At 67.6% G+C, this 24,783-nt stretch carries 19 protein-coding genes and 1 pseudogene; 5 read left to right on the top strand and 15 right to left on the bottom strand.

Translation table 11 applies throughout. The features are described from left to right. Positions 1-9 precede the first annotated feature (9 nt). Entirely contained in the window at positions 10-1,056 is a 1,047-nt protein-coding gene (tdh, locus tag AC5RVS_RS09755; RefSeq protein ID WP_494107979.1) for an L-threonine 3-dehydrogenase, read from the bottom strand. Between the two features lie 190 nt (positions 1,057-1,246). Here tdh and AC5RVS_RS09760 point away from each other — a divergent pair, with 190 nt between their 5' ends. The 4 genes from AC5RVS_RS09760 to AC5RVS_RS09775 all read left to right on the top strand — a co-directional run bounded on the left by AC5RVS_RS09760 (position 1,247) and on the right by AC5RVS_RS09775 (position 6,157). Then, positions 1,247-2,443: a cytochrome P450 gene (locus AC5RVS_RS09760; protein WP_494108383.1), complete on the top strand. Its 1,197-nt coding sequence runs from the start codon at positions 1,247-1,249 to the stop codon at positions 2,441-2,443. 157 nt (positions 2,444-2,600) lie between these two features. After that, the gene (locus AC5RVS_RS09765; RefSeq protein ID WP_494107980.1) at positions 2,601-3,962 is read left to right on the top strand and encodes a GAF domain-containing protein; all 1,362 of its coding nucleotides are present in this window, start codon (positions 2,601-2,603) and stop codon (positions 3,960-3,962) included. Positions 3,963-4,160: 198 nt separating this feature from the next. Next, complete coding sequence (gene exaC / locus AC5RVS_RS09770; protein ID WP_494107981.1) at positions 4,161-5,684, top strand: acetaldehyde dehydrogenase ExaC; 1,524 nt, start codon at positions 4,161-4,163, stop codon at positions 5,682-5,684. A gap of 14 nt (positions 5,685-5,698) precedes the next feature. After that, complete coding sequence (locus AC5RVS_RS09775) at positions 5,699-6,157, top strand: DUF779 domain-containing protein (RefSeq protein WP_494107982.1); 459 nt, start codon at positions 5,699-5,701, stop codon at positions 6,155-6,157. A gap of 123 nt (positions 6,158-6,280) precedes the next feature. Here AC5RVS_RS09775 and AC5RVS_RS09780 read toward each other — a convergent pair whose 3' ends face one another. The 10 genes from AC5RVS_RS09780 to AC5RVS_RS09825 all read right to left on the bottom strand — a co-directional run bounded on the left by AC5RVS_RS09780 (position 6,281) and on the right by AC5RVS_RS09825 (position 19,120). Continuing rightward, positions 6,281-6,658, bottom strand: coding sequence for a VOC family protein (locus AC5RVS_RS09780; RefSeq protein WP_493988069.1), 378 nt, complete (start codon positions 6,656-6,658; stop codon positions 6,281-6,283). Between the two features lie 69 nt (positions 6,659-6,727). Continuing rightward, positions 6,728-7,615, bottom strand: coding sequence for an aminoglycoside phosphotransferase family protein (locus tag AC5RVS_RS09785; RefSeq protein WP_494107983.1), 888 nt, complete (start codon positions 7,613-7,615; stop codon positions 6,728-6,730). A gap of 138 nt (positions 7,616-7,753) precedes the next feature. Then, complete coding sequence (locus tag AC5RVS_RS09790) at positions 7,754-8,644, bottom strand: aminoglycoside phosphotransferase family protein (RefSeq protein WP_494107984.1); 891 nt, start codon at positions 8,642-8,644, stop codon at positions 7,754-7,756. 94 nt (positions 8,645-8,738) lie between these two features. Next, a complete protein-coding gene (locus tag AC5RVS_RS09795; protein WP_493988066.1) occupies positions 8,739-8,870 on the bottom strand; it encodes a hypothetical protein in 132 nt (43 codons plus the stop codon). Positions 8,871-8,873: 3 nt separating this feature from the next. Further along, on the bottom strand, positions 8,874-10,385 hold the full coding sequence (gene gatB / locus AC5RVS_RS09800; RefSeq protein WP_494107985.1) for an Asp-tRNA(Asn)/Glu-tRNA(Gln) amidotransferase subunit GatB: 1,512 nt from the start codon (positions 10,383-10,385) through the stop codon (positions 8,874-8,876). Then, the gene (gatA, locus tag AC5RVS_RS09805; protein WP_493988064.1) at positions 10,386-11,888 is read right to left on the bottom strand and encodes an Asp-tRNA(Asn)/Glu-tRNA(Gln) amidotransferase subunit GatA; all 1,503 of its coding nucleotides are present in this window, start codon (positions 11,886-11,888) and stop codon (positions 10,386-10,388) included. It lies immediately after the preceding gene. A gap of 9 nt (positions 11,889-11,897) precedes the next feature. After that, complete coding sequence (gene gatC / locus AC5RVS_RS09810; RefSeq protein ID WP_493977642.1) at positions 11,898-12,194, bottom strand: Asp-tRNA(Asn)/Glu-tRNA(Gln) amidotransferase subunit GatC; 297 nt, start codon at positions 12,192-12,194, stop codon at positions 11,898-11,900. An 83-nt stretch (positions 12,195-12,277) separates the two neighbouring features. Continuing rightward, positions 12,278-15,406 (bottom strand): efflux RND transporter permease subunit, encoded by a 3,129-nt coding sequence (locus AC5RVS_RS09815; protein WP_494107986.1) that lies wholly within the window; start codon positions 15,404-15,406, stop codon positions 12,278-12,280. 1 nt (position 15,407) lies between these two features. Beyond that, positions 15,408-15,857: a hypothetical protein gene (locus tag AC5RVS_RS09820; RefSeq protein WP_494107987.1), complete on the bottom strand. Its 450-nt coding sequence runs from the start codon at positions 15,855-15,857 to the stop codon at positions 15,408-15,410. Further along, positions 15,854-19,120, bottom strand: a complete 3,267-nt coding sequence (locus AC5RVS_RS09825; protein ID WP_494107988.1) for an efflux RND transporter permease subunit — start codon at positions 19,118-19,120, stop codon at positions 15,854-15,856. Before AC5RVS_RS09825 ends, AC5RVS_RS09820 begins: the two co-directional genes overlap by 4 nt. A gap of 560 nt (positions 19,121-19,680) precedes the next feature. On the opposite strand from AC5RVS_RS09825, the gene AC5RVS_RS09830 reads away from it, so the two are divergent. Next, positions 19,681-20,595 (top strand): metallophosphoesterase, encoded by a 915-nt coding sequence (locus AC5RVS_RS09830; protein WP_494107989.1) that lies wholly within the window; start codon positions 19,681-19,683, stop codon positions 20,593-20,595. Positions 20,596-20,630: 35 nt separating this feature from the next. On the opposite strand, the gene AC5RVS_RS09835 is transcribed toward AC5RVS_RS09830, so the two are convergent. From AC5RVS_RS09835 to ligA, 4 genes and pseudogenes are all read right to left on the bottom strand, one after another. Next, positions 20,631-21,128, bottom strand: coding sequence for a GNAT family N-acetyltransferase (locus AC5RVS_RS09835; protein ID WP_494107990.1), 498 nt, complete (start codon positions 21,126-21,128; stop codon positions 20,631-20,633). Between the two features lie 95 nt (positions 21,129-21,223). Continuing rightward, positions 21,224-21,976, bottom strand: a complete 753-nt coding sequence (locus AC5RVS_RS09840) for a hypothetical protein (protein ID WP_494107991.1) — start codon at positions 21,974-21,976, stop codon at positions 21,224-21,226. 125 nt (positions 21,977-22,101) lie between these two features. After that, complete coding sequence (locus AC5RVS_RS09845; RefSeq protein ID WP_493988060.1) at positions 22,102-22,611, bottom strand: DUF2087 domain-containing protein; 510 nt, start codon at positions 22,609-22,611, stop codon at positions 22,102-22,104. Further along, positions 22,611-24,782, bottom strand: a pseudogene (gene ligA / locus AC5RVS_RS09850) (NAD-dependent DNA ligase LigA); the annotation flags it as partial. The pseudogene ligA and the gene AC5RVS_RS09845, both read right to left, overlap by 1 nt. Between the last annotated feature and the right edge of the window lies 1 nt (position 24,783).

The raw sequence follows: 24,783 nt of genomic DNA on the forward strand, positions 1-24,783 counted from the left end.
CTTCCCTTCCTAAATCCGGGTCCAGTCCAGGACCACTTTGCCGCTTGTCCCCCGCCGGGCCGTCTCGAACCCGCGCTCCCATTCGGCGGCCGGCAGCACATCGGTGATCACGGAGGAAATCGCCGCGTGCAGGGCCGGGCTGGAGGAGAGCATGGCGCTCATCGCGTACCAGGTTTCGAACATCTCGCGCCCGTAGATGCCCTTGAGCGTGAGCATGTGGGTGACCACCTTGGTCCAGTCGATGGTGATGTCTTCGGCCGGCAGCCCCAGCAGCGCAATCCGGCCGCCGTGGGTCATGTTGTCGATCATGGCGCGCAGGGCCGAGCCGCGGCCGGACATCTCCAGCCCGATGTCAAAGCCTTCGACCAGTTCGAGCTGCCGTTGCGCGTCCGCCACCCGGGCGTGGCTGACGTCCACCACCATGTCGGCGCCCATCTGTTTGGCCAGCTCCAACCGCTCGGCCGACACGTCGGTGACGGCGATCTTGCGGGCACCGGCGTGGCGGACCACCGCTATGGCCATCAGCCCGATGGGCCCGGCGCCGGTGATCAGGACGTCTTCGCCGACCAGCGGAAAGCTCAGCGCCGTGTGCACGGCGTTGCCGAACGGATCGAAGACCGCGCCCAGTTCGGGCGTGACGGCCGGGTCGGTGTGCACCCACACATTGGTTTCGGGAATCACCACGAACTCGGCGAAGGCACCGTCCCGCTGCACGCCGACGCTGACCGTGCGGATGCACATCTGCCGCCGGCCGGCGCGGCAGTTCCGGCAGGTCCCGCAGACGATGTGGCCCTCCCCCGAGACCCGGTCGCCGATCTGCACGTCCTGCACGGCACTTCCGGCGGCCACGACCTCGCCGTAGAACTCGTGGCCGGGGATCAGCGGCGCCCGGACCGCACCCGCCGCCCAGTCGTCCCAGGCCTGGATATGCAGGTCGGTGCCGCAGATGCCCGTGGTGTGGACCTTGATCTTGACCTCGCCGGCGCCGGGTTCCGGTTCCGGCCGGTCGACCAGCTCGAAGCCGGCCTGTGGGCCGGACTTGTAGAGCGCCTTCACGCGGTGTCCTTTCGCTAAAGCGGCCGGCGCGCCCGGCCGCCCGGGCTGTGGCCCGGATCACTAGGCCAACTCTACGTAACTGTTCTGGTGAAGTGGAGCGCGTCACAGTATCCGTCGGGTCCCGGGCACGGTAGCTTTGCTCGCAAGCACTTCTTCCCTACTACACAAGCGAGGCCAACGCGTGGCAACCATGACCCATCACAGCATCCCGGTAATCGCCGATGACCCGTATTCGGATGCGGTGCTGGCCGATCCGTACGGGCTGTTCGACCGCATGCGCGCAGCCGGGCCGGCCGTTTGGCTGGAAAAGTACCAGGTGCCGGCCTTCGCCCGGTACCGCGAGTGCCGGGACATCCTGGCGGACCATGAAACGTTCATTTCGGGAGCGGGTGTGGGCCCGAAGGACCTGCTGAAGGAACCGAACTGGCGGCCGCAGGGCATCCTCGAGTCGGATCCGCCGCGGCACACCGTGATGCGGGACGCCATGGCCGGGGTCATCTCGCCCAAGGGGACCCGCGCCCTGCGGGCAGGATTCGAGGCCTTCGCCGACCAGCTGCTGCCCGAACTGCTCGAGCGCGGTTCCATCGACGGCGTCAAGGATCTGGCCGAAGTGTTCCCCCTCCGGGCGTTTGGCGACGCCGTCGGCATTCCCCGTGACGGGCGCGAGGAGAACCTGCTGACGCATGGGGCGATGAACTTCAGCCACTTCGGCCCCGAAAACGAACGCCACCGCTTCTACTTTGAACAAGGTGCCGGGACGCCGGAGTGGGTGATGGACCGGACGCGGCGGGAAAACCTCAGTCCCGGCGGGATGGGTGAACAGCTGTGGCAGTACGTCGACCGTGGTGAACTGCCGGAGGACATGGCCCCGCTGGTGGTACGCGCGCTGCTGTCGGCCGGCCTGGACACCACGGTGATCGGCATTGGGAACGCCCTCAAGCTATTTGCCGAACATCCGGAGCAGTGGCGCATCCTGCGGAAGAACCCGCAGATGGTTTCGCTGGCCATCAACGAGGTGCTGCGCTTCGAGAGCCCGTTCCAGTCGTTCTACCGGACCACGTCGGCAGACACGGAAATTTCCGGCGTCAGCCTGACGGCCGGCAGCAAGCTCGCCTTGTTCCTCGGGTCGGCCAACCGGGACGAAGCCCAGTTCGGGCCCGATGCGGACGTCTTCCGGATTGAACGCGACGCAGCCAGCATGATCGCCTTCGGCAACGGCATCCACCGCTGCGTCGGCCAGCCGATCACCCGGCTGGAAATGCATGTTGTCCTGACCTGGCTGGCACGGAATGTGGAGCGGATTGAGCCCACCGGCGCGCCGGTCCCGTACCTGCACAACACGCTGAAGGGCTACTCCTCGCTGCCCTTGCGCCTGGTGGCCGCCTGAGCCCTCCGAGCACCAGGCCGGCCGGACCCATGGGAGCAGTCAACCCGCCCGGGAACCGCGTGCCGTGGAAGCCGGTGGAAAGGCCGCGGAAACGCAGGCTAGACTGTGACCCCGGCCACAGGTCCGTGGCTGCGATCCGGTACAAAGGGGTTCTCCAGTGCCGCACCCAGCCCAGCCAGCGTCCCGGTCCGTGCAGGACCAGGCCTACGCCGCGCACGAACGACTTGATCCGAGTCGACTGTCCGGTGGGACCGGGAGCATCAGGGGGCTGCGCGCAGTGGTGCGCGACTCCTGGCAGCGGTCCTTGCAACACGCGGCGGATCCGGATCGTGCGCTGGCTCCACTGGTCATGGCCGCCGACGCGCTGGACGTGTTCCGGCGGAACCATTCCTTGGCCGCCATCATGCCGGTCTTCGGCCGACTGCTGGTGGAGCCCAGCCACGACGCGGGAATGCTGGTGGCCGTGGGCGACCAGCACGGGCGGCTGCTCTGGGTGGACGGAGATGTCCGTTTGAAAGACCGCGCCGAGAACATGATGTTCATGCCCGGCACCGATTGGTCGGAAGCAACCGTGGGCACCAGCGCGCCCGGCACGGCGCTGGCGTTGGGCCGCGGGGTCCAAATCGCCGGTGCCGAGCACTTCAGCCGGGCGGTCCACTCGTGGAGCTGCACTGCCGTCCCCATCAGCGACCCGGATACCGGTGCTGTTCTCGGCGTCGTGGATCTGACCGGCGGGGAGGAAGCGGCCGCTCCCCACACGCTGTCCTTGGTCCGGGCGGCGGTAGCGGCGGCCGAGGCGGAACTGCGCATTCTGCGCCTCCAAACCGCCGCCCGGCACACCCCGAGGACACGCACCCGCACGGTGCCCGCCGGCCCGACCACACAGCGCCGCGGTACGCCGGCTCGTCCGGACAGCGAACCCGGCCCCCATGCCAAGGCCAGACTCCACATCACGGGCCGGGACCAGGGACTGTTGGAACTTGCCGGCCAGCGGATCGAGTTGTCGCAGCGCCACACGGAGATCCTCACCCTGCTGGCCCTGCACCCTGCCGGCCTGACTGCCGAGGAACTGGCGGACCAGCTCAACCCGCAGGCCCAAGGCGCCACCTTGCGGGCCGAGATGGTGCGGCTGCGCAAACTGCTGGCCGGTATCAGCCCTGCCGCCGTCCCCGCATCCCGGCCCTACCGCCTCCCCCAGGAAGTGACGGTCGATGCGCGGCAAGTCCTCCGATGCCTCGCCCGCGGGGCACACCGGCAGGCGCTTGACGTGTACCGGGGGCAGGTCGTTCCACGGTCGGAGGCGCCCGGCATCGTCGTTTTTCGCCGGCACGTCAGTGCCACCCTGCGTGAGGCTGTGCTTAGCAGCGCCTCGCCGGAAGAAGTGGTGCGGTACCTGCAACTTTCTGAAGCAAAGTACGACGCCGAGGCCTGGCGCGCGGCGCTACGCCTCCTGCCGCCGCGCTCACCGAAGCGGGCCGGGGTCGTCGCGGTGCTGGAACAGTTGGAAACCGGGGATTGACGGTTCCTTCGAAAACGGTGCCAGGGCAGCTGGAACCGGAGACTGGCGGCCCCTCCGGATGGGTCCCGCGGCGGTGCCGGCCGCAAGGACGCACGCTGCAACCTGATTGCAACGTTGCCCTCCGTAGGCTCTGGGGACACAGACAGTGCCGTCTGCCGGACCGTGGGGGTCCGGACACCGAAGCCAAAGGAGTCGACCATGACTGTTTACGCCCAGCCCGGAACCGAGGGATCACCAGTGCGCTTCAAGCCGCGCTACGAGAACTGGATCGGCGGCGAATGGGTCGCCCCGGTGAAGAACCAATATTTCGAGAACCCCTCCCCCGTGACCGGCAAACCGTTCTGCGAAGTAGCACGCGGTACCGCCGAGGACATCGAACTCGCCTTGGATGCCGCCCACAAGGCGGCACCGTCGTGGGGCAAGACCTCGGTGGCGGACCGGGCCGCAGTGCTGAACCGGATCGCAGACCGGATCGAGGAGAACCTGGAACTGCTGGCCGTGGCCGAGACCTGGGACAACGGCAAGGCGGTCCGCGAGACCCTGGCCGCCGACATCCCGCTGGCCGCTGACCACTTCCGCTACTTCGCCTCGGCCGTCCGGGCGCAGGAGGGCAGGCTGTCCCAGCTGGACGACGACACCACCGCCTACCATTACCACGAGCCGCTGGGCGTGGTCGGGCAGATCATCCCCTGGAACTTCCCCATCCTGATGGCCACCTGGAAGCTGGCGCCTGCGCTGGCGGCGGGCAACGCCGTCGTTCTTAAGCCTGCGGAGCAGACACCGGCGTCCATCCTGGTGCTGATGGAGCTGATCGCGGACATCCTGCCGGCGGGCGTGGTCAACGTGGTCAACGGTTTCGGCGTGGAAGCCGGCAAGCCGCTGGCCTCCAGTCCGCGGATCCGCAAGATCGCGTTCACCGGCGAGACCACCACCGGCCGGCTGATCAGCCAGTACGCCTCGCAGAACCTGATTCCGGTCACGCTGGAGTTGGGCGGAAAGAGCCCGAACATCTTCTTCTCCGATGTGGCCGCCGAAAAGGACGCGTTCTACGACAAGGCGCTGGAGGGCTTTACCCTATTCGCGTTCAACCAGGGCGAAGTCTGCACCTGCCCGTCGAGGGCTCTGGTGCAGGAGCCGATCTACGACTCGTTCATGGCCGACGCACTGGCGCGGACCGAGGCGATCATCCAGGGCAACCCGCTGGACACGGACACCCAGCTCGGCGCCCAGGCCTCCAACGACCAGCTGGAGAAGATCCTGTCCTACATGGACATCGGCCAGCAGGAGGGCGCGAAAATCCTGACCGGCGGCGGCCGGAACATCCTGGACGGTGACCTCGCCGACGGCTACTACGTGAAGCCCACCATCTTCGAGGGCGACAACAGCATGCGGATCTTCCAGGAAGAGATCTTCGGACCGGTTGTCTCGGTTACCCGGTTCGGGAATTATCAGGAAGCCCTGGAGATTGCGAACGACACGCTCTACGGGCTGGGGGCCGGAGTGTGGAGCCGCAACGGAAACGTGGCCTACCGGGCAGGGCGCGAAATCCAGGCCGGCCGGGTGTGGGTGAACAACTACCACGCCTACCCGGCGGGAGCGGCGTTCGGCGGCTACAAGTCCTCGGGCATCGGCCGGGAAAACCACGCGATGATGCTGGACCACTACCAGCAGACCAAGAACCTGCTGGTCAGCTACAACGAAAACAAGCTCGGCTTCTTCTAAAGACAGGTCACGTCATGGCGTCTGCTTCACCGCAGGGGCAGGGTGCACCCACCCCGGCCGCTGTGAAACACGAGGCGGCGCTCGAGGCCGCGGTGGCGCTGCCCGGGGAGGACTTTTCCCGGGTGGCGCTCACCGGACCGGCCGTCGGGCTGCTGCAAAAACTGTGGGAGATCCACGGGCCGCTGATGTTCCATCAGTCCGGCGGCTGCTGCGACGGTTCTTCCCCCATGTGCTATCCGGCCGGTGAATTCCTCACCGGCGATGCGGACGTGCTGCTGGGCACGTTCGACCTTCCCGACCGCGGGAGCCTGGACTTCTGGATGTCGCGGGAGCAGTTCGCGTACTGGAAACACACGCATCTGACCGTGGACGTGGTGGAGGGGCGCGGCAGCGGGTTCTCGGTGGAGGCGCCGGAGGGCAAACGCTTCCTGATCCGCTCCCGGCTGTTCGACGGCACGGCACAGCCGGCCTGAGGCGTGGCTCCGAGCCGGAGCGGTGGCCGGGGCTGCGCTCCATGTTGGGCTCCTGCTCCGCTTGTCAGGTGGAGCGGGGGCCCAAACCGGGGCAGGGGCGGAAAACCGTAACTGTCCGCGCGCCTAGTGTTCGAAGAGGCAGAACGGATGCCCCGCCGGGTCGAAGTACACCCGGACGTCGTCCTGCGGCTGGAATCCGGCCAGTTCGGCTCCGGCCGCTTCGGCGTGAAGGCAGGCGGCGGCCAGGTTGTCTACCAAGATGTCCAGGTGCATCAGCATCTGCTGTTCGCCGGGTTCTTCCGGCCAGACCGGCCGGCGGTAGTCCTCCTCCAGTTGGAAGGACAGCCCCGGCCCACCGTCCGGATTGGCCAGTGTTACCCAGTCGGGCTCGTTGGTGCGGATGCCCCAGCCCAGCAGCCGACCGTAGAACTCCGCCAAGGCCAACGGATTCGGTGCCCCCAGAACCGTTGCATGCAGTTGCAGGCCTGTAGAACCGGGCATCGCCACTCCTTACGTGGACGCAATTCTGTTGAGCAATCCGGTCATGCTACTGCGGCTCCGGCGCGGCGGCTAGCTCTCGGACAGGACTTCGGCCAGCGCCCGCTCCCCCACGCCGCGCAACAACCGGTTGTCGTTGGAGGAGGTCAGCAGCACCGTCGCGATGTTCAAGGCCCAGCCGTGGCCGCGCTGCCAGGTCTCCGGGGAAACGTCGGTGCGCGCTTCGACGGCCGCGATAAACTCCCGACGCCCCGGGGCGTCGAACACCAGCCAGGCGGCGGCCAGGTCGGTCGCCGGATCGCCAGCGGTGATGTCTCCGAAGTCGATGACGGCCGCCAACCGGTTGCCGTCCACCACCAGGTTTCCCGGGTGGAGGTCGCCGTGCAGCCACAGCGCCGGTCCCTCCCACGCGGGCGCGGCGGACAGCTGGCGCCACAGCGCCGTGACACGCTCTGCCTCCGGAATGGCCCCCGAAGCCAGGCGCTGCTGCACGGCCGCGTTGCGGGAGGCCAGCGGCACTCCGCGCACCGGGTTTACCGGGGCCCCGGACGGGGCCGCCAGGTGCAGCGCGGCCACGAACGCCGCCAACCCCCGGGCCAGCGAACGCCGTTCCTCCGGGCGGAGGCGCCAGGCAGCCCGGCCCTCCAGCCACGGCACCACGGACCAGGACCACGGATAGTACGACGTCGGGCTGCCGCAGCGCGTCGGGGCAGGCACGGCGACGGGCAGCTCAGGGGCCAGGGACGGCAGCCATCGTTGTTCGTGCAGCACCAGATCGGCGGCCGCGCCGCGCCGCGGCAGCCGGATGGCAAGATCGGACCCGAGCTTGAAGGTCACGTTGTCCCACCCGTTGGCCACCCGCACCAGGGGCAGCCGGGCGAGGTCCGGGAACTGGTCCGAGAGCAACCGCTGCACCAGGTCGTTGGTGATGGCGATTTCGGCAGCGGGCATCGAAGCCATCTGTTTCCGTACTTCCTACAATCGGCGGGCATGGCCCCGCCGGCGGCGAAGGCGTTCGCCTGTCGGGTCTGTCTGTTGTGGGGGCGGGACTTCCATCAGATCATCTGCGGGCGCCGCGGGCCAACGGACACGCCCTGCTCAGCCGATGACTACCTGCTCCAGCGCATGGCAGCCGACGGGGTGCAGCGGGTCCGCCGGCGGCCGCAGCGCCATCATCAATCCGTACCCGACAGCCCACCCTTTGGCCCGGTCCCAGGTGCCGGCGTCGCAGACCAGCCCGGACCGGAACTCTGCGCGGCCGGCGGGACTGAAGTGCAGCCACGCCACGGCGAGGTCGCTGGCGGGATCGCCCTGCGACACATCGCCGAAGTCGGCGATGGCCGTCAGTGTCCCGGCTTCGTCGACAATAACGTTGTGCGGATGCGGGTCGCCGTGTAGCCACAGCCGCGGTCCCGAATAGTCCGGTGCAGCCAGCGCCGCATCCCATACCTCCTGCAATCGGGAGGCGTCGGGCAGGCAGCCGACCGCGAGGCCGGCGCGGGCGTCGTCCCAGCGGGCGAGTCGTTCGTGGAAGGCGGCGGCGCATGCCGCCAACGGCACTCCGCGAATCGGGTTGTGCGGGGCTTCCGCGGGCGCCGGAACCTGCAGCGCCCGCAGGAAACCGGCCAGCACGGGCGCGTAGCGGTCCCGGGCTTCGGGCGGCAGGGCCGCAGCGCTCCGGCCCTCAAACCACGGAACGATCGACCAGTGGAACGGGAAGTGGTCCGTGGGCCGGCCGTGGTGGACCACCGCGGGGACTGGCAGGGGCAGGCCTGTTGCAAGGAGCGGCAGCCAGCGGATTTCGTTGAGCAAGAGGCGGTTTCCCGCCGCATGCTGGGGAAGCCGGACCGCGAGCCCGCTGCCGAGGCGGAAGAGGACGTTGTCCCAGCCGTTGGCGGCCCGCCTTAACGGAAGGCGGGCCAAGGCCGGGAACTGGCCGGCCAGCAGGCGGCGCACCAAGGGTTCGGTGATCGAGACCTCGGCCGGCATCCCGCCATCCTGCCATGCGGCTCCGGTGGCGACAACGCCCCCACCGGTAACGGCAGGGGCGTCGGCTACAAGCGGGCTGTCGGCCCCGGGGCCGCTAGGCCAGCGGAACCGGCCCGATGTCGGTGCCGGTGGACGCGCGCGCACTCGGGCCGGCCGCGCGCCGCGAAACCGGGCCGATGTCGGCGCGGGTGCGGCGCCACGCGTTGCCATTCATCGTCTGCTCCACCGGCTAACCCTGAACGCCGAGACGTTCAAAGATCAGTTCGCGGACCCGACCGGCGTCGGCCTGCCCGCGGGTGGACTTCATGACCCCGCCCACGATGGCGCCGGCGGCCTGGACCTTGCCGCCGCGGATCTTCTCGGCCACGTCAGGCTGGGCCGCCAGCGCAGCGTCGATTGCTTCCAGCAGGGCCGAATCGTCCGACACCACTGCCAGGCCGCGCTTCTCCACGACCTCCTCGGGTGTGCCCTCACCGGCGAGCACGCCGTCGAGCACCTGGCGGGCCAGCTTGTCGTTGATCTTGCCGGCCTGCACCAGGCGGTCCAGCTCGACCACGGTCAGCGGGGTCACGCCCAGCTCCGAAGGTTCGATTTCGGCCTCCTTGGCGCGGCGGGAGATTTCGCCCATCCACCACTTGCGGGCCACAGCAGCGGAGGCACCGGCGGCAATGGTTTCCTCGATCGACTCCATCACGCCGGCGTTGACCACGTCGCGGAATTCGGCGTCGGAATAGCCCCATTCGGTTTTCAACCGCTTGTGCCGCTCGGCCAGCGGCTCGGGCAGCCGGGCACGCAGTTCTTCGATCCACTCTTCGGTGGTGACCACGGGGACCAGGTCCGGTTCCGGGAAGTAGCGGTAGTCATCGGCGTCGGACTTGGGCCGGCCCGCGGTCGTGGAGCGGGTGTCCTCGTGCCAATGGCGGGTCTCCTGGACCACTTTCTGGCCGGCGTCCAGGACCCCGGCGTGGCGCTGGATCTCGAAGCGGACGGCACGTTCCACCGCACGCAGCGAGTTCACGTTCTTGGTCTCGGACCGGGTGCCGAACTGCTCCGCGCCCTTGGGCATCAGGGACACGTTCGCGTCGCAGCGGACGTTGCCGCGTTCCATCCGTGCGTCGGAGACGCCCAGGTTCTTGACGATCTCGCGGACGGCGGCCACGTAGGCACGGGCCAGTTCCGGAGCACGGGAGCCGGCTCCGACAATCGGCTTGGTGACGATCTCCACGAGCGGAACGCCGGCGCGGTTGTAGTCCACCAGCGAGTACTCGGCGCCTTGAATCCGGCCGGTGGCGCCTCCCATGTGGGTGAGCTTGCCCGCGTCCTCCTCCATGTGCGCGCGTTCGATCTCCACACGGAACACTTCGCCGTCTTCCAGCTCGATGTCCAGGTAGCCGTCGTAGCAGATCGGGTCTTCGTACTGGGAGGTCTGGAAATTCTTCGGGTTGTCCGGGTAGAAGTAATTCTTCCGGGCGAAGAAGCAGGATTCGGCGATCTTGCAGTTGAGCGCGAGCCCAATCATGATCGAGTACTCCACCGCTGACTTGTTGACCACCGGCAGGACGCCGGGCAGGCCCAGGTCCACCGGCGACACGTTGGTATTCGGCACATCGCCGAACGCGTTCGGAGCGGCGGAGAACATTTTGGTCTTCGTGTTCAGCTCGACGTGGACCTCAAACCCGAGGACCGGGTCGTACTTCGCCATCGCCTCTTCGAAGGAGACCAACTCTTGTGTTGCAGTCATTTACTTCACACCTCCGAGGACAGGAGCCTGGGCCAGCAGCGGGCCGCCCCACTGGGCTTCCAGCAGGTTTTCAAGACCGGCGCCGGCGCGGTACAAGCGGGCATCTTCACGGGCGGGGGCCAGGAACTGGATACCCACCGGCAGTCCGTCGGCCAAGCCGCCCGGCACCGAGATGCCGGGCACTCCGGCAAGGTTCGCCGGAATGGTGGCCACGTCGTTGAGGTACATGGCCATCGGGTCGTCCAGCTTCTCGCCCAGCTTGAACGCGGCCGTCGGCGCCGTGGGAGAGACCAGCACGTCGACGGTTTCAAACGCAGCGGCAAAGTCGCGCTGAACCAGCGTGCGGACCTTCTGCGCCGAACCGTAGTAGGCGTCGTAGTAGCCTGCGGACAGGGCGTAGGTGCCCAGGATGATGCGGCGCTTGACCTCGTCGCCGAAGCCGGCGGCACGTGTCGCACCCATCACGCGTTCGATCGTCATCGGGCCCTCGGCCGGCAGCACGCGATGCCCGTAGCGGACGCCGTCGAACTTGGCCAGGTTGGAGGAAACCTCCGAGGGCATGATCAGGTAGTAGGCGCCCAGCGCGTACTTGAAGTTCGGGCAGGAGACCTCCAGCACCTCGGCACCGGCCCCGCGCAGCAGTTCCAGGGCCTCGTCGAAACGGGCCTGCACGCCGGCCGCGTAGCCTTCGCCCTGCAGTTCCTTGATCACGCCGATGCGCATGCCCCGCACGTCGCCGTTCCGGGCGGCCTCGACCAGCGCACCCACCGGGTCGGTCAGCGAGGTGGAGTCGGCCGGGTCGTGTCCGCCGATGACCTCGTGCAGCAGCGCGGCGTCCAGCACCGTGCGCGTCACCGGACCGATCTGGTCCAACGAAGACGCCATCGCAATCGCGCCGTAGCGGGAAACTCCGCCATAGGTCGGCTTAACGCCCACCGAACCGGTCACTGCAGCCGGCTGGCGGATGGAACCGCCGGTGTCGGTGCCCAGCGCCAGCGGTGCCTCGAAAGCGGACACGGCAGCCGCAGAGCCGCCGCCGGAGCCACCGGGGATCCGGTCCAGGTCCCACGGGTTGCGGGTGGGACCGTAGGCGGAGTGCTCGCTGGAGGAACCCATGGCGAATTCGTCCAGGTTGGTCTTGCCCAGCATCGGCATGCGGGCCGCCCGGATTTTCTTGATCACGGTGGCGTCGTACGGGCTCATCCAGCCCTCGAGGATCTTCGAGCCGGCGGTGGTGGGCTGGCCCACGGTGACGATCAGGTCCTTGATCGCAATCGGTACGCCCGCCAGCGCATGCAGCTCTTCGCCGGCGGCACGGGCTTTGTCCACGTCCGCCGCCACCGCGAGCGCCTCGTCAGTATTCACGTGCAGGAACGCGTTGAGGTCGCCGTCGACCTCGGCGATGCGGTCCAAATGCGCCTGGGTAACCTCGACCGAGGACACCTCCGAGGCGGCCAGCATCTCGGCCATTTTGGCCGCGCTATGGGTAATCAGTTCGCTCATGGCTGCGTCTTACTCCTCGTCCAGGATCGCCGGAACTTTGAACCGGCCGTCGGCCTGGTCCGGTGCGTTCGCCAGGGCAAGTTCCTGGCTCAGCGTCTCGCCCACTACGTCCTCGCGGAACACATTGTTCAGCGGGATCGGGTGCGAGGTCGCCGGAACATCGGGGCTGGCAACTTCCTGGACGGACTTGATCGAATCGACAATGACGTCGAGTTCGCCGGCCATCTTGTCCAGTTCTTCGGCGGTCATCTCAATGTGGGCCAGCCGCGCCAAATGCGCCACCGCCGCACGATTGATCTCAGACATGAGTCTCCTACGCGGGTGGAATGCTTTTCCTTCTCAGTCTACCGGCGCAGAAGGGTCGGGATTCGCCAGGGAACGCCGAGGGACTATCCCACGGCGACAGCCTCGGCTTCCCTGCGTTCGGCCTTGGGCTTGGCGAACCGCAGGTACAGCGAAGGGACCACGAAGAGGTTCAACAGCGTGGAAGTGACCAGCCCGCCGAGGATAACCAACGCCATCGGATGCTCGATCTCGTGCCCCGGGATGCTGCCCATCACCACCAGGGGCACGAGCGCCAATCCGGTAGCGAGCGTGGTCATCAAAATCGGCGAGAGCCGTTCGCCCGCGCCGCGCAGCACCAGCGCCGGACCAAAGGTTTCGCCCTCGAACTTCTCCAGGTGCTGGCAATGGTTGATCAGCAGGATGCTGTTGCGCGCGGCTATGCCCATCACGGTCAGGAACCCGACGATGGACCCGAGGGAGAGCACGCCGCCGCCCAGGAAAGCCGCAAACACGCCGCCCACCAGCGCGATCGGCAGGGTCAGCATGATCATCGTCGCCAGGCGCCAGCTGCCGAAGGACACCTGCAGCAGCAAATAGATGACGGCGAGCGCCACAACCGCGAGGGTCAGCAGCAGCTGCGTGGCTTCCTGCCGTTCTTCGTACTCGCCGAGGATTTCGGCATGGAACCCGGGCGGCAGCTCGATCTCTGCCAGCCCGGCCTCCATCGCCGCGACCACTGAGGCCAACGCCCCGTCTTCGACGTTGGCCTCGATGTCGATGCGCCGGGAGTTGTCGTCACGTTCAATGACATTCGGCGTGGGCCGCAGGCTGACATCGGCGACGTCCGCCAGCCGGATGCGCTCGCCGCTCGGTGTGTCGATGGGCAGGTTTCTGATGCTGGTCACGTCGGATCGGATTTCCTCCGGACTCCAGACCTGGACGTCGTAGGCTTTCCCGCCCCGGTAGACGTCGCCCACTTCTTCTCCGGCCACCAGCGTTGCCGCGGCGCGCCGGACGTCGCCGGGTTTCAGCCCGTACCGCTGTGCCGTCTCCAAGTCGACGGTCACTTCAAGTTGCGGCACGTCCACCTGCAATGACACGTGCTCGTCGATGGCGCCGTCGGTTGCCTGGAATATCTCGTTGATTTCCTCGGCTTTCTCCCGCAACATGTCCAGGTCATCGCCGTAGAGCCGCACCACCACCGCGTTGCTCGATCCGGTCAGCACCTCGCGGATCCGTTCCTTCAGGTAGGTCTGCACGTCGCGGTATATACCGGGGTAGCCTTCCACGACTTCCTGGACCGCGGCCAGGGTCTTGTCGTAGTCCACCGCCGGGTCGATGCTGATCCAGTTCTCGCCGAAGTTGACCCCGACCACCTCGTCGGCGGCAAACGCCTGTCCGATGTGGGCGCCGCAGTTGCGCACGCCCTCGATTTGCAGCAGTTCCGCGCAGGCTCGCTGGCTGATGCGGTACTCCTCCCCCACCGAGGTGCCGGGCTGCGTGACCCAGTGCATCAGGAAGTCCCGCTCTTTGAAGTCCGGCAGCAGCGACTGCCCGAGGAATGGCGCCATCACGGCCCCGGCTGCCGCGATGGCGCCGAAGACCACGTAACTCGGACGCGGGCGCCGCACGAAGCGCTTGAGGATGGCGTGGTAGCCGCGTTTGAGGACCCGTACCAGCGGAGGCTCGCGCGACTCCAACGGCACGTTGCGCATGAGGATCAGGGCCAGCGCCGGGGTGACCGTCAGGGCGACCAGCATCGAGGCGAGCACGGCCAGGGTGTAGGAGATGGCCAGCGGCCGGAAGAACGCCCCGGTGAGTCCTTCGAGGAAGAAGATGGGGATCGCCGCCACGATGATGATCAAAGTGGCATAAACGATCGGCCCGCGGACCTCAAGGGAAGCGTCCAGCACCACCCGCATGGTGGACCTGCTGCCGCCTTCGGCGCGGTGCTGGCGCAGCCGCCGGATGATGTTCTCGATGTCGATGATGGCATCGTCTACGACCACGCCCACGGCAATGACCAACCCCGCCAAAACCATCGTGTTGACCGAACTGCCGCTGAGGTAGAGCACCAGCGCGGCGGTCACGAGCGAGAGCGGAATCGCGATGATGCTGATCAGCGCGGTGCGCCATTGGAACAGGAACGCGCCGAGGACCATCATCACCAGGACGGTTCCGAGCAGCAGCGCCACGGTCAGGTTGTTCAGCGATTCTTCGATGAAGCTGGCGGGCCGGAAGATTTCAGTGTCGATCTCGATGCCGCTCAGGCCCGGCTCCATCGTCTTCAGCGCCGCTTCCACCCCTTTGGTGACTTCCAGGGTGTTGCCCCAGGGAAGTTTCTCCACGATGAGCATGAGCCCCTCGCCCTGGTTGATCACGGCGTCCCCGATGAGTGGCTGGTGGTCCTCAACCACGCGCGCAACATCGCCCAGGCGCAGCGGATCGCCGTCGCGCTCGTCGATGGTCACCTTGGCCAGGGCCTCCGGCGTCGTAATGGGCAGCACGTGTTGGATGCCCAGCCGCTGGTTGGGTGTCCCGATGTAGCCGCCGGTGCCGATCACCGCGCCGGGGGAATATTGCAGCAGCCCTGCATCCAGGGCGTCGGCGGTGACCGTCATCACCTGGTTCAGCGACACGCCCTCGGCGCGCATCTTCTCGGGTTCGGCCTGCACCTGCAGCATCTGCAGTCGCTCGCCCCAGATGGCCACGTTCGCGACGCCGGGCACGCGGAGCAGGTGGGCGCGGATCTTCCAGTAGCTGATCATCGACATCTCGATCAGCGAGCGCTCGTCGGAGGTCAGGCCAATCTTCATGACGCGGCTGGTCGACGACAACGGCTGCAGCATGACCGGCGGCGATGCCCAGGTGGGCAGGGTCGGAGTGGTGTTGGCGATCCGCTCCGATACCAGTTGCCGGGCGGTCAACAGGTCCGTGTCCGGTTCGAAGATCAGCACGATGGAGGACAGTTGGGAGACGGATTTCGAGCGCAGGTCGTCCAGGCCCTCGACGCCGTTCAGGGCCTCTTCCAGCGGGACGGTGACCAGCTCTTCCACCTCGGAGGCGGTCAGGCCGATGCAGATCGTCTGGATTTCGACTTTCGGCGGCGCGAACTCAGGGAAAACGTCCACCGATGCGGTACTCAGGCTGACGCCGCCGAACAGCATGATTCCGACGGCGATGGCCACCACCACGGACCGGAATTTGAGGCTGAAAGCGACGATCCGGCGCATGTCAGTGGGCCGTATCGAACTCGGCGCCGAAGAGTTCGGCGGCACCGAGGGTGACGATGTCGGTGCCGGGCTCCGGGCCGTCGCTGAGGTGCACGACGTCGCCCTCGATCCGGCCCACTTCGACGGGGGCCCGGACGAAGACCAGGGGTTCGGGGTTGGTGTAGACCCAGGTGTCGCCGGCAGCATCGTAGATCAGCGAGCTGTAGGGAATCTCCAGCCCGCTCCCGGTTCCGGCGGCCACCGGCTCCGTGGTCAGGTCCAGCCGTTCCGCCGCTTGCTCGGTGAGGGTGAGCCGGTTCAGCTCGGAGCCGGGAATCGTCTCCTTGACGGCGGCCTCGATGCCCTGGGGTTCCATTTCCGGGCCGGCTGCCGCGCAGCCGGACAACACAATGGTTGCCGCGGCCGTCGCTGCGACCAGCGCACTGTGGCGTCCATGACGTTGGCCAGTCATGACATTTCCTGCCTCCGTTGCAGTACAGACTCGTGCATATTGACCAGTGAGTTCGACCAGTCGGGTTGGCCGGAAGGGCCGAGCGTGAGGACCAAGACCGGCAGGACCCACAGCACCAGCAGTGCGGTGGTGATCAGGCCGCCCCAAACCACCACGGCCAGGGGCAGGATGGTGACGGCTCCGACGGTTCCGCCCAAGGCGACCAAGGGCACCAGTGCCAGGGCAGCGACCGCAGCCGCCAGGAGCATCGGCGGCAACCGGTCGCCGCCGGCCCTGCGCATCAGTTCGACCGGACGACGGGACGGGTCGTCGCTCTGCAACGTCTGGAAATGCCCCACCAGCTGCAACGCTTCCCGGATGGCAAAGCCGAGCACCGCCGCGAGCCCCACCAACGCATACAGCGATCCATCGCCACCGGTGAGCAGGATCGCGAGCACTCCTCCGGACAGCGCGACCGGCAGTGCCAGCAGCACCAGGGCGGCGAGCCGCCAACTACCGAGCACGGTTTGCAGCAGGATCAGGATGCCGATGGCAGCCGCGGCCGCGAGCCACCAAATCAGCTGGGTTGAAACCTGCTGTTCTTCGTACTGGGGCGGGATTTCCGCGTGGTACTCGACCGGAAATTCCATCTCGGCGATCGCTGCGCGGATTTCCGACTGAACCTCGCCCAGGCTGCGCCCCTCGATATCGGCGAGCACGTCGATGCGGCGCGAGGTGTTGTCATGATGAATGACCGTCTGGTTTGGACTAATGCGCACGTCGGCTACGTCGCCGAGCCGGACGCTGCCGCCATCAGGAGTATCGATGGACAGCTCGCGGACACTGGTGAGGCTGCCCCGGGTAGCTTCGTCGCCCTTGACGATCACCTGAAAAACCTTTTGCTGCTCGAAGATGAACCCGACTTCGATGCCCTGCAGGATGGCGGCAGCGGCGCGGCGCACGTCACCCGGTTTGATGCCCACCCGTTCGGCGGCGTCCAAGTCCACCTCGATCTCCGCGATCGGCTGGTCCACCGCAATGTCCAGCCGCGGATTGGCTACACCGTCGATCCCGGCCATGACCTGTTGGAGCTCTTCGGCCTTCTCCCGCAGGATGGGCAGCTCGATTCCGTAGACGCGTACTTGGAAGCCCTGCTCGTTGGCCTGCCGAACCCGGTCGACTTGGCCTTCCGGATAGGTCAGCACCCGGTTCGCCAGGCCGGGGTAGCCGTCGACGATTCCCTGCACGTCGGCTTTGACCCGGTCGAAGCTCGCGCCGTCCTCGAGCGTCACCCAGATCTCGCTGGAACTGACGTTCGCCTCGGTATCCGACGTGATGGCCCTCCCGACGTGGCCGCCGACGGCCGCGACGCCGTCGACCGTCCTGAGTTCATCGCTGGCCCTGGCAGTGATGCGGTTCATCTCGGTATTGGCGGTGCCGGGAGCTGCGTCCCACTGAATCAGCAGGGTGCGGTCCGGCACGGAAGCCACCACGGGGTTTCCGGCAGCGACGAGCGGGACCGCAGCCAGGGCGGCGATCCCGAGGATTGCGACTGCGCCGGCTGCCAGCCAACGCCGCCCCTCGGCGGCGGAGGCGAGCAGGTGGTCCAGCCGGCGCCGGACCTTCTGCACGGCCGCGGGGGCCGGCCTCGTTTTCTCCCGGGCGGGCACCAGAATGCTGGCCAGGGCGGGGGTGACGGTGTGGGCCACGATGAACCCCACGGCGACGGCCAGCAGGTAGGAGAGTATCAGCGGCCTCAGCAAGGCGCCGTCGACTCCCCGGATGAACAAGGCCGGGGCCAGCGCGAGCAACGTTGCCAGGGCCGCGAATATCATCGGCATTCTCGACCGCCGCAGGGCCCGGGCCAGCAGGCTTTCCCGGCCGTCGGTCGCCGTTGCCTCCGCCGGATGCTGATTCCCGCCGAAGCCGGCCGGGTTGTCTGCCGCCGTTTCCTGCCCAGCATGGTGCGCGGGGGCCGGCGCGAAGGTTCGCGCAGGCTGGCCGGTGTGCTTGTGCCGGACGCTGTGCAGGTCGGCGATGACGTCGCCCACGCCGACGATCAGCGCCAGCACGATGCCGGCGAAAGCCATGGTGTTCAGCACAGCTCCCTGCCACTGCAGTATCAGCGCCGCAGCCACGGCCGACAGGACGATGGCTGCGAGCCCAATGAGGGCATACCGCCAGGATCGGAAGGCAAGGCCGATCCCAACGGTCACCACGAGCAGGCCGATGAGCAGCGCCAGCCCCAACTGGTTCGCGGCGGACTCCAAAAAGCTTGCCGGGCGGAAGATCGTGGAATCCACCTCGATGCCGGGCAATCCGGGGCGAAGCTCGTCCAGTGCCTCCTCGAGGTGTTTGGTGACCTCGACGACGTTGGCATCGGGGAATTTTTCGATGACCAGGATGAGCCCCGGGGCGTCTCCGGTTACGGCGTCGCCGATCAACGGCTGGTGGTCCTCCCTCAACTCCGCCACATCGGCGAGCTGGAGCGGTTTGTCGCCGGTCCCCTCGACGCTGACCTTGCCCAGGTCCTCGGCGTTCTGGATCGGCAGCACGTGCTGGATGCCGATGCGTTGGTTGGCCGACTCCAAGAATCCGCCGGTGCCCGGGGTCGAGGCTTCCAGGAAGCTCAGCGGGGACACCCAGACGGCATTTCCCGTGGTTTCAATCACTTGGTTCAGCGTCACGTCCTGTGCGCGGAGGCGCTCGGGGTCCACATGGACCTGGAGCTGTTGTTCACGCTGGCCCCAGATCGACACGTTGGCCACCCCGGGGACGCCCATCAGCACGGGCTTGATGTTCCAGCGCGCCAGCACCGACATGTCGATCACCGACTGCTCTGCAGAGCTCAGCTGGACCATCATGACCCGGCTGTTCGACGACAGCGGCTGCATCAGCACCGGGGCCGTAGAGACGTTCGGCAGCGCGAAGGCCTGCGTCAACCGCTCCGCCACCAGCTGCCTGGCCCGCAGGATATCGGTGCCGGGTTCGAAGACCATCTCGATGGAGGACAAACCCGGGACGGAGACCGATCGGATTTCATCCAGCCATGCCACGCCGTTGAGCAGGTCGGCCTCCATCGGAGACGTGATCAGCTGCTCGACCTCTACGGCCGACAGACCCAGCGCCTCGGTCTGGATTTCGACATGGGGCGGGGCGAATTCGGGGAGGTTGTCCACCGGCATCGACGGCAGGGTCACCAGTCCCAACCCGAGAATGCCCGCCGCGGCAGCCAAGACCAGCAACCGGAATTTGAGGGTCCAGCGAACCAACAAGCCAGACATAAAAACGCCCCCAACGGCGCAGAGCGATTCGGGTCACTACCCGTCCCCGCTCACCCATGAAGCTTGTGCGGACGCCCGGTCCGCACGGTAGGAGTTCAGCCTGTCCTGGCGTAGCTCCGGTCCCCATCGAGGCGTTGGCCGACCGGCGTGTTCCCCAACGGATCACTCAAAATGCTGTCCCCAGTGTGGCACAAACGGCCAGCGGGCGACAAGAAAATTCGCGAAGCAGTTTGACCGCCTTAGGCCGGGCACCTAGAATGTGGCCCCCGCGAACGGCCGGTAGGGGTGTCGGGCTTCCGACCGGACGCCCGAGTCCGTCGCGGCGAGGAGGCCCCATGCGTCCGGCTCGACTGGCTGCCATAGCCCTGACCGCCCTCCTGCTGCCGTGCTGCAGCAGCCCAGGGCAAGGCTCTCCCGCCCCGGCGCCACAAGCCTCGGCGGGCCCCACTTCCTCGACCTCCCGCGCGCCGGCCGCCCCGCCGGTTACGTCACCACCTGCCTCAGACCCGGCCGGCACGGCGGCCCCCGCGCCCCGGACAGGCGGCAACTCCGCGGAACGCGTGAGATTCGCGGCGGCCGGGGACTTCGGCTTCGACGAAGGTGCCGCGCAGGTGCTGGAAGCGATGGCGGGAAGCGGTGCACGGTTCGGCCTGGCGCTCGGCGACCTGTCCTACGGGCTTCCCGGCACAGAATCGGGGTGGTGCAGTTTCGTCACCGACCACCTGGGGCCGGATATCCCCCTGCAGTTGGTTTCCGGAAACCACGAAAGCGATGGCCGGAACGGTTCGATCGATGAATTCGCCCGCTGCCTTCCTCCCCGCTTACCCGGCGTCCAAGGCACCTATGGGCGCCAATGGTTCGTGGACATCCCGCAGCGGGATCCCCTGCTGCGGCTGATACTGATTTCGCCGGGCCTGGAGTTTCCCGACTCCGGCCGATGGGACTACCTTCCCGGGACCGAGCAGTACCGGTGGACGACCGCTGCCATAGACTCGGCCCGCACGGCGGACATCCCGTGGATTGTGGTTGGCTCCCACAAGCCCTGCCACTCGGTGGGCCGCTACGAGTGCGATCCCGGTCCCGCCGTGACGGATCTGCTGCTGGACAAAAAGGTGGACCTGGTGCTGCACGGCCACGAACACCTCTACCAGCGGACACACCAACTCGCCCTGGGCCCGAACTGTCCGTCGCTGCTGCCCGCGCAAAGCAATAATGCCTGCATCTCCGACACCGACGCCGACTTCGAGTCCGGTGCCGGCACGGTCTTCGCGACGGTCGGCACCGGCGGGCAACCGCTGCGCGACGTCAACGGCTCCGATGCCGAGGCGCCCTACTTCGCCGCCAACTCCGGCGCAAACGCCGACCCCACGCACGGGTTTATGGAGATCGAGGTGACCGAGGACTCCCTGACGGCTACGTTTGTCGGCGCCGGCGGCGGGAACTTCACCGATTCGTTCACACTGGGCAAACCCTGAGTGCCGCCGCTGTACTCCTGCCGTCCGTGGGCCGCCTAGAGGCGCTTGACGAAGACCAGCAGCCGGATGTCCGTTCCGGGCACCGGCCAATCCCGTTCCGGCACACGGTCGAATCCCAGCGATTCATACAGCCGGTGTGCCGCCGTCCAGTCGCTGCCGGTGGTCAGGCTCACGGCGTTGATGCCCTGCAGCGTGCGCGCGTACTCCACGATGGCGTCCACGAGCGCGCGGCCGACGCCGGAGCGCTGCAGCCCCGGATCCACGGCCAGCATCCGGAACTCCAGTTCACCCTCCCGGGCAATGTCGGCATACTTCCCGCCAGCCTGCGCCAGCGTGACCGCGCCGGCCACCTTCCCGCCCCGCTCGGCCACCCAGATCTCGGCATGCTGTGCCCGGTGCGCCACGTCGGAAACGTGCACCAGATACGGGTGGTCGGCTGCCGGGAAGTGTCCCGCGGCCAGGTACGCCTCGCGCGTCAGGCGCTCCACGTCGTCAAAATCGGTGGCGGTGGCAGGGCGGATGGTGATCTGCATGTGCTTGGGCGGTGTCCTTGCGGGTATGGAAAGTACGACGTCGGGGCTTGCCTGACCAGTTTCCCGCACCGCGGGCGGTGCGCGCCAATGGGGGTTCAGGCCTCGCCGCCGTATTGCCGTCCCGCCGGCGGTCCAGCCGCCGGACCGGGCAGGGGCGGGAGCAACTCCGGATGGACCCGCCGCTGCAGGGCGGCGACGGCCTCGGCCGGCAGCGCCAAGAGACCGTCGAGCTCCTTGCGGGCCCGTGCGTAGGCCAACTGCCGCTCGGCGGGGGTGGCCGCCCGGTCCACCGCGATGGTCAGCAGCCGGCGTGCGGTGTTCAGCCGCAGCCGTTCGGGGCCGCTGAAGTGCTGGTCCTGAATGCGGCGGGCCTCGCGTTCGGCGATGTCGAAGGCCACCTCATAGGCCCGCACCGCCTCGCGGTATTCGCGCAGCCGCTCGTCGGTGGCAACTTCCGCGGCGGTGACCGGCCGCAGCCCGTCCGCGGTCCGTTTGGCGCGCAGGAACGCCACCGTGAGCGGCTCGCGGACATCGGACATCATGGGGAAATCGATCAGCTTGGCCACGTCCAGCTCGTAGTCCAGCCAGCGCGCGTTCACCGCGTCATGGTCGGCCATCACCGCCGCGGTGTCGCGGAGCCGCTGCTGCTCTGCGGCGGCGGCGGCACGTATCCGGTCGGCCTCGCGCCGGGCCGCCTCCGACCGTGCGCTTTCGCGGCGGCGGCCACCGGTCCGGTTCCAGCCCTGACCGCGCCGGGTGCGCTTGGCACGCTGTCCCAGACCGGAGACCACGGCGAAACCGACCCAGATGAACCACCAGGGAAAACCGTTGGCAAAGAACTCGTTCATGGCTCACCTCGCACATCCATCGTCCCATGGCCGGTGATGCCAGTCACGATAGTTTCGCGAGGCCGCCGGGATGTCCGCGCGTTTCGCGACGTGGCTGCCGCTGCTTTCGGCGCAGCTCGCCGCTGCTACTGCTGGCCGGGGCCGTCGCCGCGGCGGTTGGCGATCCGGTACGCGGTGCCGTCAGGCTCGCGGTCCAGGAAGCCGTAATCCACCAGGGCACGGCGGAGCATCGGCACATCGGGTGTGAAGGCGGCCAGTCTGGCGTTCAGTTCCTTTTCGGCCAGGACCTCGCTGCCGGCAATGATGCGGTCGCGGATATGGCCCAGCAGTTCCAGCCGGTCGGAGGCACGGGATGGCAGCACCACCAGCTCGCCGGCGAGGAACCTTTCCGGCCCGGTCGGCTGGGGTTTCCGTGCCGCGGCCAGCGCTGCCTTGAAGACACCGGGCTCAACGGCGAGGGCACCGCCGTCGTGCGTCACCAGGCCGGAGGCGAGGAGCTTCTGCCGTTCCTTGGGGGTCATCTCCGGCTGTTGGCCCAGCACCAGGGCAGCATAGAGCCCCCGCAGGCGGTGGCTGGCCAGAGCGGAGAGCAACTGCTGCCAGCTGGCGCCGGGCCCTGGCCGCTCCCCCGTCACGCCGAGCCGGTTTCCAGCAGCCGGCGGAAACCGTCCTCGTCCAGCACGGGCAAGTTAAGGGACTCGGCCTTGTCCAGTTTGGTCCCCGCGTTCTCGCCAGCCACCACATAGCTGGTGTTCTTCGAGACGGAGCCGGAGGCCTTGCCGCCGCGGATGATGATCGCTTCCTTGGCCTCGTCGCGGCTGAAGTTCGGCAGCGTACCCGTCACCACCACGGTCAGCCCCTCCAGCGTGCGGGGCATGCTCTCGTCCACGTCGTCGGCCATCCGCACGCCGGCGGCGGCCCAGGCGTCGACAATCCCCGCATGCCAGTCCTCGGCGAACCACTCTTTCAGCGCGGCCGCGATGGTGGGGCCCACCCCGTCCACGTGCGCCAACTGGTCCTCGCTGGCGGCCCGGATGGCGTCCATCGACCCGAACGCAGTGGCCAGGGCGCGGGAAGCGGTGGGACCAACGTGCCGGATGGACAACGCCACCAGGACGCGCCAGAGCGGCTGGGTCTTGGCCTTCTCCAACTCCTCGAAGAGCTTCCTGGTGTTGGCCGTGGGCACAGAGGGCTTCTTGGCGGTGCCCTTGGTGTAGAAGTAGGGCACGAGTTCCGTCTCGCCAGTGGGCACGCCCTTCGCCTTCTTCTCGCGCCGGATCCGCACGTCGGCCAGGTCCTCGGGTTTGAGACTGAAAATCCCGGCCTCGTTGGTGAGCGGAGGCTGTTCGGGTTCGGCCGGCCGGGTCAGCGCGAACGCGGCCTCGTAGCCCAGCGCTTCGATGTCGAAGGCGCCGCGGCCGGCCAGATGGGCCACCCGCTCGGTCAGCTGCGCCGGGCAGGACTTGGCATTCGGGCAGCGCAGGTCGACGTCGCCTTCCTTGCCGGGAGCCAGCGGGGTGCCGCACGAGGGGCAGTCGGTGGGCATCACGAAATCGCGCACCGGCGGATCCTGCGCATCCCGCAGCGCCAGCACCGGGCCCACGATCTCCGGGATGACGTCGCCGGCCTTGCGCAGCACCACGATGTCGCCGATCTTCACGCCCTTGGCCTTGACCACGTCCTGGTTGTGCAGCGTGGCCATCTCCACGGTGGAACCGGCCACCTTCACCGGCTCCATCACGCCGTACGGCGTGACCCGGCCGGTGCGGCCCACATTCACCCGGATGTCCAGGAGCTTGGTGTGGACCTCTTCCGGCGGATACTTATAGGCCACCGACCAGCGGGGCACCCTGGAGGTGTGGCCGAGCGCGCGCTGCAGGCCGAAGTCGTCCACCTTGACCACGATGCCGTCGATTTCGTGCAGCAGGTCGTGGCGGTGTTCGCCGTAGTGTTCGATGAACTCCAGCACCTCGTCGTAGCTGTCCACGACCTTGTAATAGGGGCTGGTGGGCAGCCCCCATTCCTGCAGCAACCTGTAGGTGTCCGACTGGCTCTCGGCGGCGAGCCCTTCGCGGGCGCCGATCCCGTGGACGAACATGTGCAGCGGCCGCTCGGCCGTCACCTTCGGGTCCTTCTGCCGCAGCGAGCCGGCCGCCGAGTTCCGCGGGTTGGCGAACGGCGCCTTGCCTGCCTCCACCATCCGCTCGTTCAGCGCCAGGAAGTCCTTGGTGGGGATGAAGATCTCGCCGCGGATCTCCACCTCGGAGGGGATGTTGCCGCCGGAGAGCCGGCGCGGGATGTCGGCGATGGTCAGGGCGTTGTGGGTAATGTCCTCGCCGGTCGTGCCGTCTCCCCGGGTCGCGGCCCGGACCAGTTCGCCATCGCGGTAGAGCAGGTTGACGGCCAGTCCGTCGATTTTCACTTCGCTGAGCCAGCGCAGTTTCCTGCCGCTGCCCAGGTTGGCCACCGACGCCGCGGCGCGGTCCACCCAGGCCTTCAGCTCGTCCAGCGAAAAGACGTCCTCCAGCGAGTACATCCGCTGCAGGTGTTCCACCGGAGCGAAGGCGGCGGAAACCTCGCCGCCGACTTCCTGCGTGGGCGAGTCGTTGGCCACCAACTCCGGGTGCAGTGCCTCGATCTCCTCCAGCCGCCGGTACAGCAGGTCAAACTCGGCGTCCGAGACCAGCGGGGCGTCCTCGTTGTAGTACGCGTAGCGGTACTTGCGGACGTCCTCGGTCAGCTGCTCGTACTCGTGGCGGATCTCGTCGCCGGGAATCCCGCTGGCAGGTGTTTCGACTGTGCTCACC

It is taken from the genome of Arthrobacter sp. Y3221048 (assembly GCF_059092685.1).